This is a genomic window from Streptomyces sp. SAS_270 (genome assembly GCF_052543295.1).
In genome coordinates this window covers 1-14,544 of the sequence record NZ_JBMNDS010000113.1, presented here as the reverse complement: position 1 = coordinate 14,544, position 14,544 = coordinate 1, and the positions used below count along the sequence as shown (strand labels likewise).

At 70.2% G+C, this 14,544-nt stretch carries 17 protein-coding genes; 11 read left to right on the top strand and 6 right to left on the bottom strand.

What is annotated here, in order from left to right; genetic code table 11:
• The first annotated feature begins 48 nt into the window (after positions 1–48).
• A complete protein-coding gene (gene tuf, locus ACN6LB_RS42155) occupies positions 49–1,242 on the top strand; it encodes an elongation factor Tu (protein ID WP_445030514.1) in 1,194 nt (397 codons plus the stop codon).
• On the opposite strand, the gene ACN6LB_RS42150 is transcribed toward tuf, so the two are convergent.
• Both ACN6LB_RS42150 and ACN6LB_RS42145 read right to left on the bottom strand, forming a co-directional pair.
• A complete protein-coding gene (locus tag ACN6LB_RS42150) occupies positions 1,223–1,603 on the bottom strand; it encodes an anti-sigma factor antagonist (RefSeq protein WP_445030513.1) in 381 nt (126 codons plus the stop codon). The genes tuf and ACN6LB_RS42150 overlap by 20 nt on opposite strands.
• Before the next feature lie 276 nt (positions 1,604–1,879).
• Positions 1,880–2,308, bottom strand: coding sequence for a MarR family winged helix-turn-helix transcriptional regulator (locus tag ACN6LB_RS42145; protein ID WP_356140716.1), 429 nt, complete (start codon positions 2,306–2,308; stop codon positions 1,880–1,882).
• Positions 2,309–2,412: 104 nt separating this feature from the next.
• On the opposite strand from ACN6LB_RS42145, the gene ACN6LB_RS42140 reads away from it, so the two are divergent.
• Positions 2,413–3,870: an aldehyde dehydrogenase family protein gene (locus ACN6LB_RS42140; protein ID WP_445030512.1), complete on the top strand. Its 1,458-nt coding sequence runs from the start codon at positions 2,413–2,415 to the stop codon at positions 3,868–3,870.
• Positions 3,871–3,895: 25 nt separating this feature from the next.
• Positions 3,896–5,002, top strand: a complete 1,107-nt coding sequence (locus tag ACN6LB_RS42135) for an NAD(P)-dependent alcohol dehydrogenase (RefSeq protein WP_445030511.1) — start codon at positions 3,896–3,898, stop codon at positions 5,000–5,002.
• Positions 5,003–5,048: 46 nt separating this feature from the next.
• On the opposite strand, the gene ACN6LB_RS42130 is transcribed toward ACN6LB_RS42135, so the two are convergent.
• Positions 5,049–5,999 (bottom strand): NADP-dependent oxidoreductase, encoded by a 951-nt coding sequence (locus tag ACN6LB_RS42130; protein WP_445030510.1) that lies wholly within the window; start codon positions 5,997–5,999, stop codon positions 5,049–5,051.
• A gap of 70 nt (positions 6,000–6,069) precedes the next feature.
• On the opposite strand from ACN6LB_RS42130, the gene ACN6LB_RS42125 reads away from it, so the two are divergent.
• Positions 6,070–7,026, top strand: coding sequence for a GlxA family transcriptional regulator (locus tag ACN6LB_RS42125; protein WP_445030509.1), 957 nt, complete (start codon positions 6,070–6,072; stop codon positions 7,024–7,026).
• 61 nt (positions 7,027–7,087) lie between these two features.
• Entirely contained in the window at positions 7,088–7,960 is an 873-nt protein-coding gene (locus ACN6LB_RS42120) for a hypothetical protein (RefSeq protein WP_445030508.1), read from the top strand.
• Between the two features lie 29 nt (positions 7,961–7,989).
• Here ACN6LB_RS42120 and ACN6LB_RS42115 read toward each other — a convergent pair whose 3' ends face one another.
• From ACN6LB_RS42115 to ACN6LB_RS42105, 3 genes are all read right to left on the bottom strand, one after another.
• Positions 7,990–8,379: a hypothetical protein gene (locus tag ACN6LB_RS42115; protein WP_445030507.1), complete on the bottom strand. Its 390-nt coding sequence runs from the start codon at positions 8,377–8,379 to the stop codon at positions 7,990–7,992.
• Positions 8,380–8,450: 71 nt separating this feature from the next.
• Positions 8,451–9,020 (bottom strand): TetR/AcrR family transcriptional regulator, encoded by a 570-nt coding sequence (locus ACN6LB_RS42110; protein ID WP_445030506.1) that lies wholly within the window; start codon positions 9,018–9,020, stop codon positions 8,451–8,453.
• Positions 9,017–9,379 (bottom strand): DUF1304 domain-containing protein, encoded by a 363-nt coding sequence (locus ACN6LB_RS42105; RefSeq protein ID WP_445030505.1) that lies wholly within the window; start codon positions 9,377–9,379, stop codon positions 9,017–9,019. Before ACN6LB_RS42105 ends, ACN6LB_RS42110 begins: the two co-directional genes overlap by 4 nt.
• A 136-nt stretch (positions 9,380–9,515) precedes the next feature.
• Between ACN6LB_RS42105 and ACN6LB_RS42100 the strand changes: the two genes are divergently transcribed.
• The 6 genes from ACN6LB_RS42100 to ACN6LB_RS42075 form a co-directional block, all read left to right on the top strand.
• Entirely contained in the window at positions 9,516–10,004 is a 489-nt protein-coding gene (locus ACN6LB_RS42100) for a GNAT family N-acetyltransferase (RefSeq protein WP_445030504.1), read from the top strand.
• Between the two features lie 291 nt (positions 10,005–10,295).
• Entirely contained in the window at positions 10,296–12,020 is a 1,725-nt protein-coding gene (locus tag ACN6LB_RS42095) for an ATP-binding protein (protein ID WP_445030503.1), read from the top strand.
• A 5-nt stretch (positions 12,021–12,025) separates the two neighbouring features.
• Positions 12,026–12,436 (top strand): roadblock/LC7 domain-containing protein, encoded by a 411-nt coding sequence (locus ACN6LB_RS42090; RefSeq protein ID WP_356140694.1) that lies wholly within the window; start codon positions 12,026–12,028, stop codon positions 12,434–12,436.
• Entirely contained in the window at positions 12,433–12,804 is a 372-nt protein-coding gene (locus ACN6LB_RS42085) for a DUF742 domain-containing protein (RefSeq protein ID WP_356140692.1), read from the top strand. Before ACN6LB_RS42090 ends, ACN6LB_RS42085 begins: the two co-directional genes overlap by 4 nt.
• Positions 12,785–13,390: a GTP-binding protein gene (locus ACN6LB_RS42080; RefSeq protein ID WP_445030502.1), complete on the top strand. Its 606-nt coding sequence runs from the start codon at positions 12,785–12,787 to the stop codon at positions 13,388–13,390. Before ACN6LB_RS42085 ends, ACN6LB_RS42080 begins: the two co-directional genes overlap by 20 nt.
• Positions 13,387–14,544 (top strand): cytochrome P450 (locus ACN6LB_RS42075; RefSeq protein ID WP_445030501.1); only part of this gene is annotated, 1,158 nt, incomplete at its 3' end. The genes ACN6LB_RS42080 and ACN6LB_RS42075, both read left to right, overlap by 4 nt.

The window sequence follows — 14,544 nt, the reverse complement described above, 5'->3', positions numbered from 1 at the left end:
AGCAGCAAGCAACGCTCGGTGTCACCCAGGTGATCAGGAGGGTTTGCAGTGGCCAAGGCGAAATTCGAGCGGACCAAGCCGCATGTCAACATCGGCACCATCGGTCACATCGACCACGGGAAGACGACGCTCACGGCGGCCATGACGAAGGTGTTGCACGATCGGTTCCCCGACCTGAACCCGTTCACGCCCTTCGACCAGATCGACAAGGCGCCCGAGGAGCGCCAGCGCGGCATCACGATCTCGATCGCCCATGTCGAGTACCAGACGGAGAACCGGCACTACGCGCACGTCGACTGCCCGGGGCACGCCGACTACATCAAGAACATGATCACCGGGGCGGCGCAGATGGATGGCGCGATCCTGGTGGTCGCGGCGACCGACGGCCCGATGCCGCAGACCAAGGAACATGTGCTGCTGGCCCGGCAGGTGGGCGTCCCGTACATCGTGGTCGCGCTCAACAAGACGGACATGGTGGACGACGAGGAGATCCTCGAACTCGTCGAGCTCGAAGTGCGTGAGCTGCTGACCGAGTACGAGTTCCCCGGCGACGACGTCCCCGTGGTCCGGGTCTCCGCGCTCAAGGCATTGGAGGGCGACCCGCAGTGGAGCGCGTCGATCCTCGAACTCCTGGAGGCCGTGGACACCGCGATTCCGGAGCCGCAGCGTGATGTCGACAAGCCGTTCCTGATGCCGATCGAGGACGTGTTCACGATCACCGGCCGCGGCACCGTCGTCACCGGTCGCATCGAGCGCGGGGTGCTCAAGGTCAACCACGAGGTCGAGATCATCGGCATCCATGAGCAGAAGACGAAGACGACCGTCACGGGGATCGAGATGTTCCGCAAGCTGCTCGACGAGGGCCGGGCCGGCGAGAACGTCGGGCTGCTGCTGCGGGGCGTGAAACGCGAGGACGTCGAGCGTGGCCAGGTGGTCATCAGGCCCGGTTCGGTGACCCCGCACACCGAGTTCGAGGCGCGGGCGTACATCCTGTCGAAGGACGAGGGCGGCCGGCACACGCCCTTCTTCGCAAACTACCGCCCGCAGTTCTACTTCCGCACGACGGACGTGACCGGGGTCGTGACGCTGCCCAAGGGCACCGAGATGGTGATGCCGGGCGACAACACGACCATGGATGTGGTGCTGATCCAGCCCATCGCCATGGAGGAGGGGCTGAAGTTCGCCATCCGCGAGGGCGGTCGGACGGTCGGCGCGGGCCAGGTCACAAAGATCCTGAAGTAGCCTCGGGCAGGCTCAGCGCCTCGTCGAGCGAGGCCGACGGCGGCAGCAGCGCGGCGAAGCCGGTCACCTTGAGGACGCGCAGCGTCAGGGGGTGGGTGCAGACGAGGTGCAGCTGCCCGCCCTTGGCCAGGACGCGGCGCCTGGCCCGGTAGAGCAGGCGCAGTCCGGAGCAGTCGAAGAACTCGACGGGCCGCAGGTCGATCACGATCTGCGGTTCCGGGCGCGCGGTCACGGAGTCGAGGTACGGGATGATCTCCAGGGCCGCGCCGATGTCGATCTCGCCGTGGAATTCGAGAACGGTGTGACCCCGGTGGCTGTGGACGCGCAGATGCCGAGTGAGTGGCGCAGGATCGCTCTGCACGACGACATCGCCTCCAACCGGCTGCTGACCCGCTCCTGCTGGCAAGGCCCAGGAGTCACCGGGGGCCGGGGTGACGACATCCAGAGATCCTAGACACGTCATTGAGGCGCCGGTGGTTGCAAAACCGTTCCTTGCTCTGCAAGTTACCCTCGTTGGAGTGAATTCCAGCATGTTCGGTTGACATATGTCTTTGATTTGCGCGGCGAGTTGGCCCATGAGTTTCGTGTGAGTTGTCGCGGGTGTGGGCGCGCCGCGTGCGCGATCCGCGACCGACGCCTACGAGAGCGCGTGCCAGGACCTGGACAGTGCCTCGCGGAACTGGTCGGTCTGGTGCGCCGTGAGGTCGCGGACCATCCGCTCCTCCAGCTCGCGCACCGGCTCGGTGAAACGCTCGAGCAGCTCGCGGCCCTCGTCGGTGAGCAGGATCAGCAGCTCGCGCCGATTGCGCGGATTGCGCTCGCGGCGCACGAGTCCGCGGTTCTCCAGGGAGCGCACCAGGTCGGCCATGGACTGCGCGGTCACGAACGAGTCGCGCGCTAGCTGGGCCGCCGAGAGGCCGTCATGCCGCTCCAGCACGGTGAGCGAGGTGTACTGCAGAGCGGTGATCCCGGCCGGCTTCACCAGCTCGTCGAGTCGTGAGCGTACGACGAGCTCCACCTGCTTGACCATGTAGAGCAGTGACGGGGGTGCCTTGGTGACGACCATGGGTTCACCCTAAACCATTGACAGGAAACCTGTCTGTAATGAGACTGCGAACAGACAGGAATCCTGTTGGTTGAAATCTTGGCAACCAAGCTGGGGAGTGGGCAATGACGACCACCTTCGAGAGCGAGCCCGGGCGGCTGTTCATCGGTGGGCAGTGGCGTGAGGCGTCCGACGGCGCACGCACGGACGTGATCGATCCGTCCACCGGGCAGGTGGTCACGAGCGTCGCCGAGGCGGGCGCCGTCGACGTCGACGCGGCGGTACGTGCCGCACGCGACGCCTTCGACAACGGGCCCTGGGCTCGGCTGAGCGGCCGGGAGCGCGGTCGCGTCCTGCACCGGGTCTCCGAGCTGATCCGGGCGAACGTCGAAGAGATCGCCGCCCTGGAGAGCCTCGACGTCGGCAAGCCCATCGCGCTGTGCCGCCCCGTCGACGTGCTGACCGCGGCCGACGAGTACGAGTACTGCGCCGCGCTCGCCCAGACCCTGGACGGCGCCACCCGCGACACTCCGCTCAACGCCTTCGCCTACACCCGCCGCGGCCCCCTCGGCGTGGTCGCGGCGATCACGCCCTTCAACTTCCCGCTGATCCTGTCCAGTTCGAAGATCGCTCCGGCGCTCGCGGCCGGGAACACGGTCGTGCACAAGCCGGCCGACGAGACCCCGCTCAGCGCCCTGTACATGGCCCGGCTCCTTCAGGAGGCCGGCGTCCCGGACGGCGTCGTGAACGTCGTCACCGGTGCGGGCCCGGTCGCCGGCGAGGCACTTCTGCGCCACCCCGGCATCGACAAGGTCGCCTTCACCGGCTCGACCGCCATCGGCCGGCGTGCGGCAAGCGTCGCGGGGGACGCGCTCAAGCCCGTCACCATGGAGCTGGGCGGCAACGCTGCCCACCTCGTCTTCGAGGACACCGACCTGGACAAGGCGATCGGCGCCGTCATCAAGGGCTTCGTCTTCAACACCGGGCAGTTCTGCATGGGCGGCCCCCGGCTGCTGGTCGCCCGTCCGCTGTACGACACCGTGGTGGGCATCCTCGCCGAAGCGGTCACCGGAGTGCCGGTCGGCGACCCCCGGGACCCGGGGACCGTCGTCGGGCCGATGGCGGGGGAGAAGCACCTGCGCAAGGTCGAGGACTACGTGGCGCTCGCGCGCAAGGAGGGTGGCCGGGTGGTCTGCGGCGGTGAGCGCCTCGACCTGAACGGCGGCTACTACTACAAGCCGACGGTGATCGCGGACCTGTCCAACGACTCCCGCGTGGTCCAGGAGGAGATCTTCGGCCCGGTCCTCACCGTCCAGCCCTTCGATTCCGAGGACGAGGCCGTCGCCCTCGCCAACTCCACGCCGTACGGCCTGGCTTCGGGCATCCAGACCACCAACCTCGCCCGCGCGCACCGTGTCGCCGACCGGCTCCAGGCGGGCATCGTCTGGATCAACGACTGGGCGATGCTCGACCCCGCGGTGCCCTTCGGCGGGGTCAAGGACTCCGGCTTCGGCCGTGAGTACGGGCCCGAGGCGCTCGCCGCCTACACCAAGGTCAAGTCCGTCGTCGTCTCGCTCGACTGAACACCCCCGTCAAGGAGTTGTCGCGATGTCCCTCACCACCCGCGCAGCCGTCGTCGAGTCCGGCGGAGCGCCCTTCACCCTGACCGACGTACAGCTCGATGCGCCCGGTCCGCACGAGGCCCTCGTCCGCATGGTGGCGACCGGCCTGTGCCACACGGACCTCGGGGTCGCGAGCGGCGGCCTGCCCTTCCCGTTGCCGGGCGTCCTCGGCCACGAGGGCGCGGGTGTCGTCGAGGCCGTCGGCTCGGCCGTCACCGGCGTGCAGGCGGGCGACCACGTCGTGCTGTCCTTCACTTCCTGCGGCAGCTGCCGCAACTGCCGTGACGGGCATCCCGCCTACTGCGCCGCCTGGCTGCCGCTGAACCTGATCGGCGGCCGGCGCGCCGACGGCACCAGCACCATCAGCCGCGACGGGCAGCCGCTCGGCGGCCACTTCTTCGGCCAGTCCTCCTTCGCCGAACGGGCGCTGGTGGACGAGCGCAGCCTGGTCAAGGTCGACCGCGACGTACCTCTGGAGACCCTCGCGCCGCTGGGCTGCGGGGTGCAGACCGGGGTCGGCGCCGTCTGGAACGTCCTTGCGCCGCGCGTGGGCGACACCGTCGTGGTGCTCGGCGCCGGAGCCGTCGGCCTGTCCGCCGTGATGGCCGCCGCGCTGAGCCCCGCGACGACGATCATCGCCGTCGACAGGGTCGGCGAACGTCTCGCGCTGGCCAAGGAGTTGGGCGCCACCCACACCGTCAACGCGGCCCAGGGCAATCTCGCGGAGACCCTCGCCGTCCTGACGGACGGTCAGGGGGCCGACGGCGTCGTCGAGACCACCGGCAACGTCGCCGTGCTGCGGCAGGGCGCCGACGCGCTCGGCGCCCGCGGCACCCTGGTCGTCGTCGGCGCCCCGCCCTTCGGCACCGAAGTCGCCCTGGACGTCAACGGGTTGCTGCCCGGCAAGCGGATCGTCGGCCTCACCCTCGGCGACAGCGAGACGCAGACCCTCATCCCCGCACTGGTCAAGCTGGTCAAGGAGGGGCGGCTCCCGCTGCACCGCCTGATCGGCACCTATCCGTTCGCGGACATCGACCAGGCGGTACGGGACATGAGCGCGGGCAAGACCATCAAGCCCGTACTCACGTTCTGAGCCGGTTGAGCAGGAACGCCCGCCCTGCTGAACCGGCCGAGTCGGTTCAGTCCATCACGAGGACGAGCTTCCCCGTGGTCCGGCCGGTGTCGCCGAGCGCGTGCGCCTTGGCGGCATCGGCCAACGGGAAGGTCTCGGCGATCGTCGGACGCAGCTTCCCCGCCTCGACGAGCTCCGCGATCGCCTTCATGCCGGTGTGGTCGGCCTCGACCAGCATCTCGACCGCACGCACCCCGAGCTTCCCCGCCTCGGCGCGGAGTTCCTTCGAGCCCTGCGGCAGGATCGTCACCAGCAGCCCGCCCTTGCGCAGCACCCGCAGTGAGCGGAGGGCGTACTCGCCGCCCATCGCGTCCAGGACGACATCGACGTCCCGTACGGCCTCGGTGAAGTCGGTCGTCCGGTAGTCGATCAGCTCGTCCACCCCGAGCCCGCGCAGGAATTCGTGCTTGCCCTCGCTGGCCGTCCCGATCACATACGCGCCGCGCGCCTTGGCGATCTGCACGGCCGCGTGCCCGACCCCGCCGGCCGCCGCGTGGATCAGCACCCGCTGCCCCGGCTGCACGTCGGCCGTGTCGACCAGCGCCTGCCAGGCGGTCAGTGCGACCAGCGGGAGGGCGCCCGCCTGGGTGTGGTCGATCGAGGACGGCTTGGGCGCGAAGGAACGGGCCGGAGCGGTGACGTACTCGGCGTGCGAGCCGACGCCGAACGGATAGGGCAGCATGCCGAAGACCTCGTCGCCGGGTCCGTACAGGGTGACGCCGATCCCGACGGCCTCCACCACACCGGACACGTCCCAGCCGAGGACGAAGGGCGGCTCGCCCAGGAAGATGCCCAGCTCCCGGTGCTTCCAGTCGGTCGGGTTGACCCCCGCCGCCCGCACCCGGACCAGTACCTCGCTGGGCCCGGGCGTCGGGCGCTCCACTTCCACTTCCTTGAGGACCTCGGGACCGCCGAGGATGTCCTGACTGATCGCTCGCATCGTGTTCGCTGTGCTCATGCGTTCCAGCCTGCCGGGGCCGACCGTCCAGGAAAATGGCAAGATGGCCATTGTTCGATAAGATCGTGCCATGTCTTCCGTGGAACGAGTCGTGGTCCTGGCCCTCGACGGTGTCTATCCCTTCGAGCTCGGCATCCCGGCCCGGATCTTCGGCGCGGCCGACGGCCGGTACGAGGTGCTGACCTGCACCGTCGACGGGAAGCCGGTGCGCAGCAACGCCGACTTCTCCATCACCGTGGAGCACGGCCCCGAGGTCCTGCGCACCGCCGACATCGTGGTGGTGGCGCCCATCTCGCCGGAGCGGGTCATGACGGGGATTCCCGCGGAGGTCACCGCGGCCCTCGCTCTCATCCGGCCCGGCGCCCGTCTCGTCTCCATCTGCACCGGGGCGTTCGTCCTGGCCGCCGCAGGCCTTCTGGACGGACACCGGGCGACCACGCACTGGCAGGTCGCCGCCGCTTTCCGCAGCATGTTCCCGCACGTGCCGCTCGACCCGGACGTCCTCTTCGTCGACGACGGCAGGGTCCTCACTTCGGCCGGCGCCGCCTCCGGAGTCGATGTCTGTCTGCACATCGTGCGTCGCGACCACGGCAGCGAGCTGGCCAACAAGGTGGCCCGGCGCTGTGTGGTGCCGCCCTGGCGGGACGGCGGCCAGGCCCAGTACATCGAGCAGCCCGTCCCCGAGCCCTCGGCATCGAGTACGGCCGCCACCCGGGCGTGGGCGCTCCGGCGGCTCGGTGACCCGCTCGCCCTGGCCGACCTCGCGGGCCATGCCCGGATGAGTGCGCGCACCTTCAGCAGGCGGTTCCAGGACGAGGTGGGCATGAGCCCCGGCCGCTGGCTCATCCAGCAGCGGGTCGCCCGCGCCCGCCATCTGCTGGAGGCCAGCGACCTCTCGGTGGATCAGATTGCCGGCGAGGTGGGCTTCGCCACCGGCACCTCGCTGCGCCAGCACCTGCACGCGGCGATCGGTGTCACACCGCAGGCGTACCGGCGCACCTTCCGAGCGGGGGCCGTCAGCCACTGAACGATCTCGGCCGCCCGTGCGTCGGAGGAGGGACACGACGTTCGGCGGACAGGGGCGGGGCATGCGCGGGAGAGTCGCGGCGACGGTGGTTCTGGTCGGGCTGACGGTGGCGGGGTGTGGCGACGCGACCCGCGAGGACCTGGTCGTCACCGGCACACCGCCACCCACGCCGTATGCCGGACCGCTGAACGTGCCGCTCAAGCCGGCTCCCGAGGACGGCGACGAGGACGAGGGGACCGTACGGGCGCTGCGGGCGAGCTCGGGCGCGGCGGGCCGTGCCCTGGAGTGCGACGGGGACATCTACGAGGGCGGCGGGGCCGACAGATGGAGCAAGGGCGACGGCGGCTCCACGCCCGAGGGGGGTCTTGAGGCGTACTTCGACATCGAGCAGCCCGAGCTACCGGAGTCCGGCTACCGGGTGGAACGGGAGGAGGGCGGCCGCGTCCTGTTCTCCTTCGATGTCGGCGGCAGGACGAAGGTCGCCGTCGTCGTCGCCAAGGACCAGCCGCACCGCCCCGGTTGGGGCCCGGAGACCAGTGCCTCGTGTGACCCGGCCGAACTCCCGGCGAGCTTCACCGACTCGAAGGACTACGAGATCTGGACCGACCGGGACGGCCGGCGGGTCGCCATCATCAAGGTGAGCAGCGCCGAGGGGGCGGAGCACTGCGACTGGCAGAGCGCGCACTTCCTGGGCCTGGGGCACGGCAAGGACGCCGTGCTGTACGCGCGCGATCCCGCGAAGGTCCTCGGCACTCAACTGCTCACCTCCGCCTACGACGCAGACGTCCCCATGCCCGCCGACGCTCGCGACACCGGCTACCGCTTCCACGACTGGCAGCTGTGGGTGACGCCCGACAAGAAGAAGGTCTACGTCCGCACCCCGGACGGGGTGGAGGCGTGGCCGCGGACCAAGAACGGGGTGGGCTGCGCTTGAGAGGCTCGCCGATCGACGACACGTGGACCTCAGCCCGCGCCGTGCGGCGGGGTCGGCCGGTTCCAGACGGCGTCGGACCGGTCGATGACCCGCCGGAGTTCGGGGGCGCTTCGAGGGGACATGGCCCGCGTCACCGTGTCGAGGAGGGCGCGGGCTTCGAGCGGATCGCCGCAGCAGTCGCCGTAGGGGTAACCCCCCTCGTAGTCGCGCCACAACTCGCGCTCGGGACGGTGGACGTAGTCCTTCCACAGGCGCAGGGCCGCACCGACGTCTCCTGGGTGCAGATAGTTGCGGGTGCGTTCGAGCTGGGTGATCTCGGACAGCGCACGGGCGGACAGGCCGTTGATGGCCGGCCTTGTGTCCTGCGTCCGGTGGCGGGAGCCGCTGGCCCGGACGCGTCCTGACCGGCTACGCGGCATGGACCTTTCGGTTCGTTGTCATGCCGGAGAGGGTGTCACGATCTTGACCGGTTCTCGAACGGGTTTCGGGTTCACCGGCTGACGTGCAGGGCGACGAGCAACTGCCAGACCTGGTGGGCGATTTCCTCCGGGGTGGCCTCCAGGAGACCGTGCAGCCAGTCGGCGAGGACCCCCGCGAAGGTGGCGGCGACGGCGGAGGCGATGAGCGGGGCGTCCGCCGCGCCCACCAGTTCGCGCTCCGCCAGACTCCGGGCCCGCAGGTCCCGGTGCAGCACCCGGCCGAGCGGGCCGCCGCCGCCCGGGCTCAACAGGGCGCGGTAGAGGGCGGCGTGCGGGGCGAGTTCGGCGAAGAAGGCGAGCAGTGCGTCAGGCGCGGACACCGGGTCGGGCCGCCCGCGCCAGGCGTGCAGCGCGTCCACGGCCTCGCGTACGACATCGGCGCAGGCGTCGACCGCCAGGGCCTCCAGGTCGGCGTAGTGCACGTAGAAGGTGGCCCGGCCGACGCCCGCCCGGCGCACCAGGTCGGCGACGCCGACCTCCGTCAGCGGGCGCCGGGCGCACTCTTCCAGGAGGGCCTGGCGCAGCTTCGCCCTGGTGCGGGCGGCCCGCGGGTCCTCGGGCGCCGCTGAGCGGGTCGTCACTGCGCGATGAGGACGGCGGCCAGGGCCAGCGCGCCCGGCAGGGCCTGCGCGAAGAGGATGCGGCGGTTGGCGGTGACGGCGCCGTACACCCCGGCGACCACGACGCACACCAGGAAGAACACCTGGACCCGGAACCCGGTCGGATCAGCGGCGATCAGCCCCCAGACCAGGCCCGCCGCCAGAAACCCGTTGTAGAGCCCCTGGTTCGCGGCCATCGGCGCCGTCGCGCGCGCCATCTCCGGATCGAACCCGTGCAGTCCCCGCCCCGGCTTCTTCTCCCACAGGAACATCTCCATCACCAGGATGTACGCGTGCAGCGCGGCCACCAGCCCCACCAGCACGTTCGCCACGATCTCCATGTCGACAGACTCCTTTGCGCGCGGCCGTTCACCGCGTTACTTCATGGACAGGTGTCCACTATAGCTGGACTGCTGTCCAGGAAAGTGCCTGTGTGGAAACTCCCGCTGTCGGACCTCGCCGATAGCCTCACGCCTCATGACTGACCAACCGCACAGCGAAGTGACCGTCCGCCGCGCCCGCGCCGCGGACGTACCGGGCCTCGTCGCCTCCAGCGCCGCACTGTTCGCCGAGGACGCCGGGACGAGGGACCCGGGCGTCGATGTCAGCTGGCCGCTCCGGCACGGAGCCGAACGATTCGTCGAGGACGTCGAGGATCCGGGGCGGCTGCTGCTCGTGGCCGAGCACGGTGGGGAAGTGGTGGGCCATCTGTCGGGGACGGTGGCGGACGGTTCGTCCAAACGGCCGGTGAAGGTCGCCACGCTCGTCGCGCTGTACGTGCGTCCGGCCCACCGGCGGACGCGGACCGGTGCCCGGCTGGTCAAGGCGTTCGTGGCCTGGGCGAAGGAGCGGGGCGCCGAAGAGGCCGAGGTGAGCGCCTACGCGGAGAACCCCGACGCCATCCGCTTCTACGAACGCCATGGCTTCGCGGCCCGCACGCTCACGCTGGGCCTGCCGCTGACGTGACCGGAACTCCTGTCGGTCGGGGGGAGTCGAGCGGCCCCGGGCGTCACGGTGCCATGTTCGTAGGTGAGGCTTCGGTGAACGGTTTTGTCGATATGAGCATTCATGTCGGAGCGTGACCGAACACTCACCAATGCGCGGCGGGGAGTTGATCCTTTCGATCTCAAACCCGATAAGCTCCCCTGCGGCGCTGCGAGTTGACACGAACACGCTCGGCCCCTTGCGCTGCGTGCTCGATTCACGTGGTGCCTGCACACCCCCCCCGTTCGATTGTGTTGCTTTCGAAGGATGCAGATGGAACTTGCCACTCCGCCCCCAGCGGCACGGGCACCGGTCGCCTGGTACAGCTGGTGGCTGATGCCGCTGGCCTTAGGAGCCGGTACCGTCGCCGCCGCGGTCGCAGGGCCCGACCAGGCCCAGATACCCGCGACCTTCGCCGGCGCCGCGGTCACCGCGGCCGGCGCCGTCTGCGTACGGCTTCTCGTCCGGTCCCAGGGCCAATTGCGCCGCAACGCGGGTGACTTCCGCGCCTCGCAGGCCGAGCACTCCCAGCAGTGGCAGCAGCATGTGGCGGCCCTGGAACGGAAGTTCGCGGCCGAGCGATCCGCTCTGGAGTCCGGGCTGACCGAGCAGGCCCAGGCCTACGAGGCCCGGCTGTCCGAGGAGGCGCGGGCCTACGAGGCCCGGCTCGCGGAGGAGACGCGGGTTCACGAGGCCCGGCTCGCCGAGGAGACGCAGGTCTCCGAGGCGCGGCTCAGCGAGCGGACCGAGGCCTGGCAGGAGCAGCTCGCCCGTCAGCAGGCGGCGATCGCCCGTCTCGGCGACGAGTTCCTTCCGCATGCGCTCAAGCAGCTGCGCGAGGGCGACTCGATCGACGACATCCTGATGGCCGTCGCCCAGGAGAACGACGCGAGCCCCGAGCTGCGTGCCGACATCCGCAAGGTCCTCAGGACCGCGCTGATCGGCGTGGAGGAGGAGTTCGACCGTTCCACCTCGGCCGAGCAGGCCGTGATCAGCATCGGCAACCGCATCCACGTACTGACCAGCAAGCTGCGCGGCCGTCTGCACGAGATGCAGGGCGAGCACGGCCGGCTGCCCGTCGTGGCCCAGGGCCTGATGGAACTGGACCAGGAGATCGGCCCCGCCGACTGTCTCGCCGCGAGCATCGGCGTGCTCGGCGGCTCCGACCGGCCCGGCCGCCAGTGGCAGGAACCGCAGCGGCTGCTCAGTGTGGTCCGCGGCGGCATCGGTCGGATCAAGGACTTCGACCGCATCCAGGTCCGCCACCTTCCCGAACTCGGCGTCGACGGCGGTCTGGTGGACCACCTCACGCTGATCTTCGCCCACCTCCTGGACAACGCGGCGCGCTACTCGCCGCCCACCGAACCCGTGGTCGTCTCCGGCAAGGAGGTCCCCAACGGCGTCGGCATCGAGATCCAGGACGCGGGCAAGGGCCTCAACGAGGAGAAGAAGCGCGAGGCCGAGCAGTCGCTCGACGGCGTCGCGGCGGGCCCCGGTCTCGGCGGCCTCTCGGAGGACGCCAACCTCGGGCTTCGCGTGGTCGGCGCCCTGGCGCGCCGGTACGGCATCCGGGTCACCTTCGCGGACTCGCCCTGGCTCGGCACCTCGGTGGTCGTCGTGGTTCCCCACAAGTACTTCAGCCCGTTGGCCGCTCCGGTCACCGAACCGGTGGCCCCCGCCGCCGCGGTCGAGGCCGCGCCCGCCCGGGAGTCGGTGGAGGACGTGCCCGCAGCCGCCGAGGACGTGGACACCACGCCCGGTGGTCTGCCGCGCCGCAGAAGCAGGCGGACCGAGGCGCCGGCCACGCCGGTGAGGTCCGCCGAGCGGACCGAGGAGCCCGTGGCCGCCGTGCCGCCGGACACCTCTTTCGCCGGCCTCGCGGCCTTCGCCACCGCCGGACGCGACAGCGCTCCGCCGCGTGAGCCCGTCGCGGAGGCCGCACGCGAGACGACCGCCGGACGCGAGTCCAACGAGCACCGCACTGAAGAGAGCGACTAGTCCACATGACGCAACAGGGAACCGACGTGAGCTGGGCGCTCCGCGATCTGACGGAGAGCATCCAGGAGATCCGCTTCGCCCTCGTGGCCTCCAGCGACGGCAAGGCCATCACCTCCTACGGCGCCGAGGACCCCGACGACGTGGACCGCTTCGCCGCCGTGGTCGCGGGCCTGCAGGCGCTGGCCCAGCCGGTCGCCGCACAGTTCCCGCAGTACGCGGGGCAGTTGCGCCTCGCGATGATCGAGGTGGACGGCGGCCATCTCTTCGTGGTGCGGGCCGGTGTGGAGACGTACCTCGGAGTCCTCGCCAAGGAAGGGCTCGACCAGGGCCTGCTCGGACATCAGATGAGGGACCTGGCGCGAAGGATGGGTGAGCTCCTCGGCACCACTCCGCGCCTGGAGGAGCACTCTGGATGAGTGGTCCCCGACCGCCCGTCGACCCGTCCGGTCTCGAGCGCTACTACGTCCTCACCGGTGGCCGCAGCGGGCCGGGCGGTTCGGCGTCGACCCTTGACGTGGCGACCCTCATCGTCTCCCGCGTCGCAGCCGTCCCCGGTCTGCAGCACGAGCACGAGGAGATCCTCCGGCGCTGCCGCGATCCGCTGTCGGTGGCCGAACTCGGCGCCCATCTCGGATTGCCCTTCAACATTCTCGCGGTGCTGCTGACCGATCTGCTGGACGCAGGCCGCGTCGAAGCCCGCGATCCCATTCCGGCGTCCGGCGCCGGCAGCGGGCCCGACCTCGCGCTCCTTGAGGAGGTACTCAGTGGACTTCAAAGGCTTTGACCACCCCGACCGGCAGACGGACGGGGAGACCCGCTCGGTGAAGGTGATGATCGCCGGCGGTTTCGGTACCGGAAAGACCACGATGGTGCGCTCCGTCAGCGACATCAAGCCGCTGACCACCGAGGAGACCCTGACCCAGGCCAGCGCGGACGTCGACAACCTGATCGGGGTGGCGGACAAACAGGAGACCACCGTCAGCCTCGACTTCGGCAAGATCGGTATCAACGACCAGCTGGTGCTGTACCTGTTCGGGACGCCGGGCCAGGAGCGGTTCTGGTTCCTGTGGAACGGACTGTTCAAGGGCGCCCTCGGAGCGGTGGTCCTGGTGGACACCCGGCGGCTGGCCTCCAGCTTCCGTGCGATCGAGGAGATGGAGCGGCAGGACGTCCCTTTCGTCATCGCGCTGAACGTCTTCCCCGACTCCAAGGAACACCCGATCGAAGAGATCCGCGACGCCCTGGACATCTCCCCGCACACCCCGATCGTGGCCTGCGACGCCCGCGACCGGAACTCCAGCCGTGACGTGCTCATCGCGCTGATACGTCATCTCAAGGAACGCTCGGCCGTCGCACTGGAGCCCCGATGAACGACCAGCCCTTAAACGGCCCCGACGCCCCGCGCGGCTGCCCCGTCGCGCACGGCGGCGCCGACGACCTCACCCGGCTGTACGGGCCCGAGGCGGCGCTCGACTCGCGCGGCATCTATGCGCGGCTGCGCAAGGAGTACGGGGCGGTGGCGCCGGTTCTCCTGGACGGCGACATCCCCGCCTGGCTGGTCCTCGGGTACCGCGAGAACCGCCGGGTGCTCGACAACCCCCGCCAGTTCGCCCGGGACTCGCGGAACTGGCGGGACTGGCGGGAGGGCCGGATCGCGGAGACCTCTCCGCTGGTTCCGATGCTCGGCTGGCGTCCCGACTGCGTGTCCCTGGACGGCGAGGAGCACCGCAGGCTGCGCGGCGCCGTCAACGACGTACTGCAGGCTGCTGCCGGCCGCGGGGTCCGGCGCCACGCCACGAATTTCGCCAACAAGCAGATCGACACGTTCGCGGACAGCGGCCGCGCCGATCTGGTGGCGGACTACGCCGACCTGCTGCCGATGCTCGTGATGTCCCGCATTCTGGGGCTGGCCGAGGCGGAGGGGCGCCGGCTTGTCGAGTCCTGCGCCCAGGTGCTCAAGGGCGGCGCGGACGCCGTGATGCACGACGGCATGATCAGGGAGATCTTCGGTGAACTCGCCGAGCGCAGGCGGTCCGAACCAGGCTCCGACCTCGCCACCGGTCTGCTGGAGCATCACGCGGACCTCGACCACGACGAAGTCGTCCATCACCTGCGCGTGGTGCTGATCGCCGCGCACGTCACGACCAATCTGCTGGCCCGGGTGCTGCAACTGCTCCTGACCGACGCCTCCCGGCTCTCCGGGCTGATCAGCGGTGAGCTGAACATCTCGGCGGTGGTGGAGGAGGTCATGTGGAACTCTCCGCCGCTGGCCGTTCTGCCGGGGCGCTTCGCCGCCAGCGATGTCGAACTGGGCGGGCACCGCATCGAGGAGGGCGACCTGCTCGTTCTCGGTCTCGCTCCGGGCAACCTCGACCCCGAGGTCCGGCCCGACCCGGGTGTCTCGGTGCAGGGCAACCAGGCGCACCTGGCGTTCGGCGCGGGCCCGCACGAGTGCCCCGGGCAGAGCATCGGGCAGTCCATGATCGAGGTTGCGGTGGACGTCCTGCTGCACCGGCTGCCGGGC

What these genes read in the sequence shown, in the direction of transcription:
- ACN6LB_RS42145 (WP_356140716.1), bottom strand. Translation starts at nt 2,308, where the DNA reads ATGGTCGTCACCAAGGCACCCCCGTCACTGCTCTACATGGTCAAGCAG.
- ACN6LB_RS42140 (WP_445030512.1), top strand. Translation starts at nt 2,413, where the DNA reads ATGACGACCACCTTCGAGAGCGAGCCCGGGCGGCTGTTCATCGGTGGG.
- ACN6LB_RS42135 (WP_445030511.1), top strand. Translation starts at nt 3,896, where the DNA reads ATGTCCCTCACCACCCGCGCAGCCGTCGTCGAGTCCGGCGGAGCGCCC.
- ACN6LB_RS42130 (WP_445030510.1), bottom strand. Translation starts at nt 5,999, where the DNA reads ATGAGCACAGCGAACACGATGCGAGCGATCAGTCAGGACATCCTCGGC.
- ACN6LB_RS42125 (WP_445030509.1), top strand. Translation starts at nt 6,070, where the DNA reads ATGTCTTCCGTGGAACGAGTCGTGGTCCTGGCCCTCGACGGTGTCTAT.
- ACN6LB_RS42120 (WP_445030508.1), top strand. Translation starts at nt 7,088, where the DNA reads ATGCGCGGGAGAGTCGCGGCGACGGTGGTTCTGGTCGGGCTGACGGTG.
- ACN6LB_RS42115 (WP_445030507.1), bottom strand. Translation starts at nt 8,379, where the DNA reads ATGCCGCGTAGCCGGTCAGGACGCGTCCGGGCCAGCGGCTCCCGCCAC.
- ACN6LB_RS42105 (WP_445030505.1), bottom strand. Translation starts at nt 9,379, where the DNA reads ATGGAGATCGTGGCGAACGTGCTGGTGGGGCTGGTGGCCGCGCTGCAC.
- ACN6LB_RS42100 (WP_445030504.1), top strand. Translation starts at nt 9,516, where the DNA reads ATGACTGACCAACCGCACAGCGAAGTGACCGTCCGCCGCGCCCGCGCC.
- ACN6LB_RS42095 (WP_445030503.1), top strand. Translation starts at nt 10,296, where the DNA reads ATGGAACTTGCCACTCCGCCCCCAGCGGCACGGGCACCGGTCGCCTGG.
- ACN6LB_RS42090 (WP_356140694.1), top strand. Translation starts at nt 12,026, where the DNA reads ATGACGCAACAGGGAACCGACGTGAGCTGGGCGCTCCGCGATCTGACG.
- ACN6LB_RS42085 (WP_356140692.1), top strand. Translation starts at nt 12,433, where the DNA reads ATGAGTGGTCCCCGACCGCCCGTCGACCCGTCCGGTCTCGAGCGCTAC.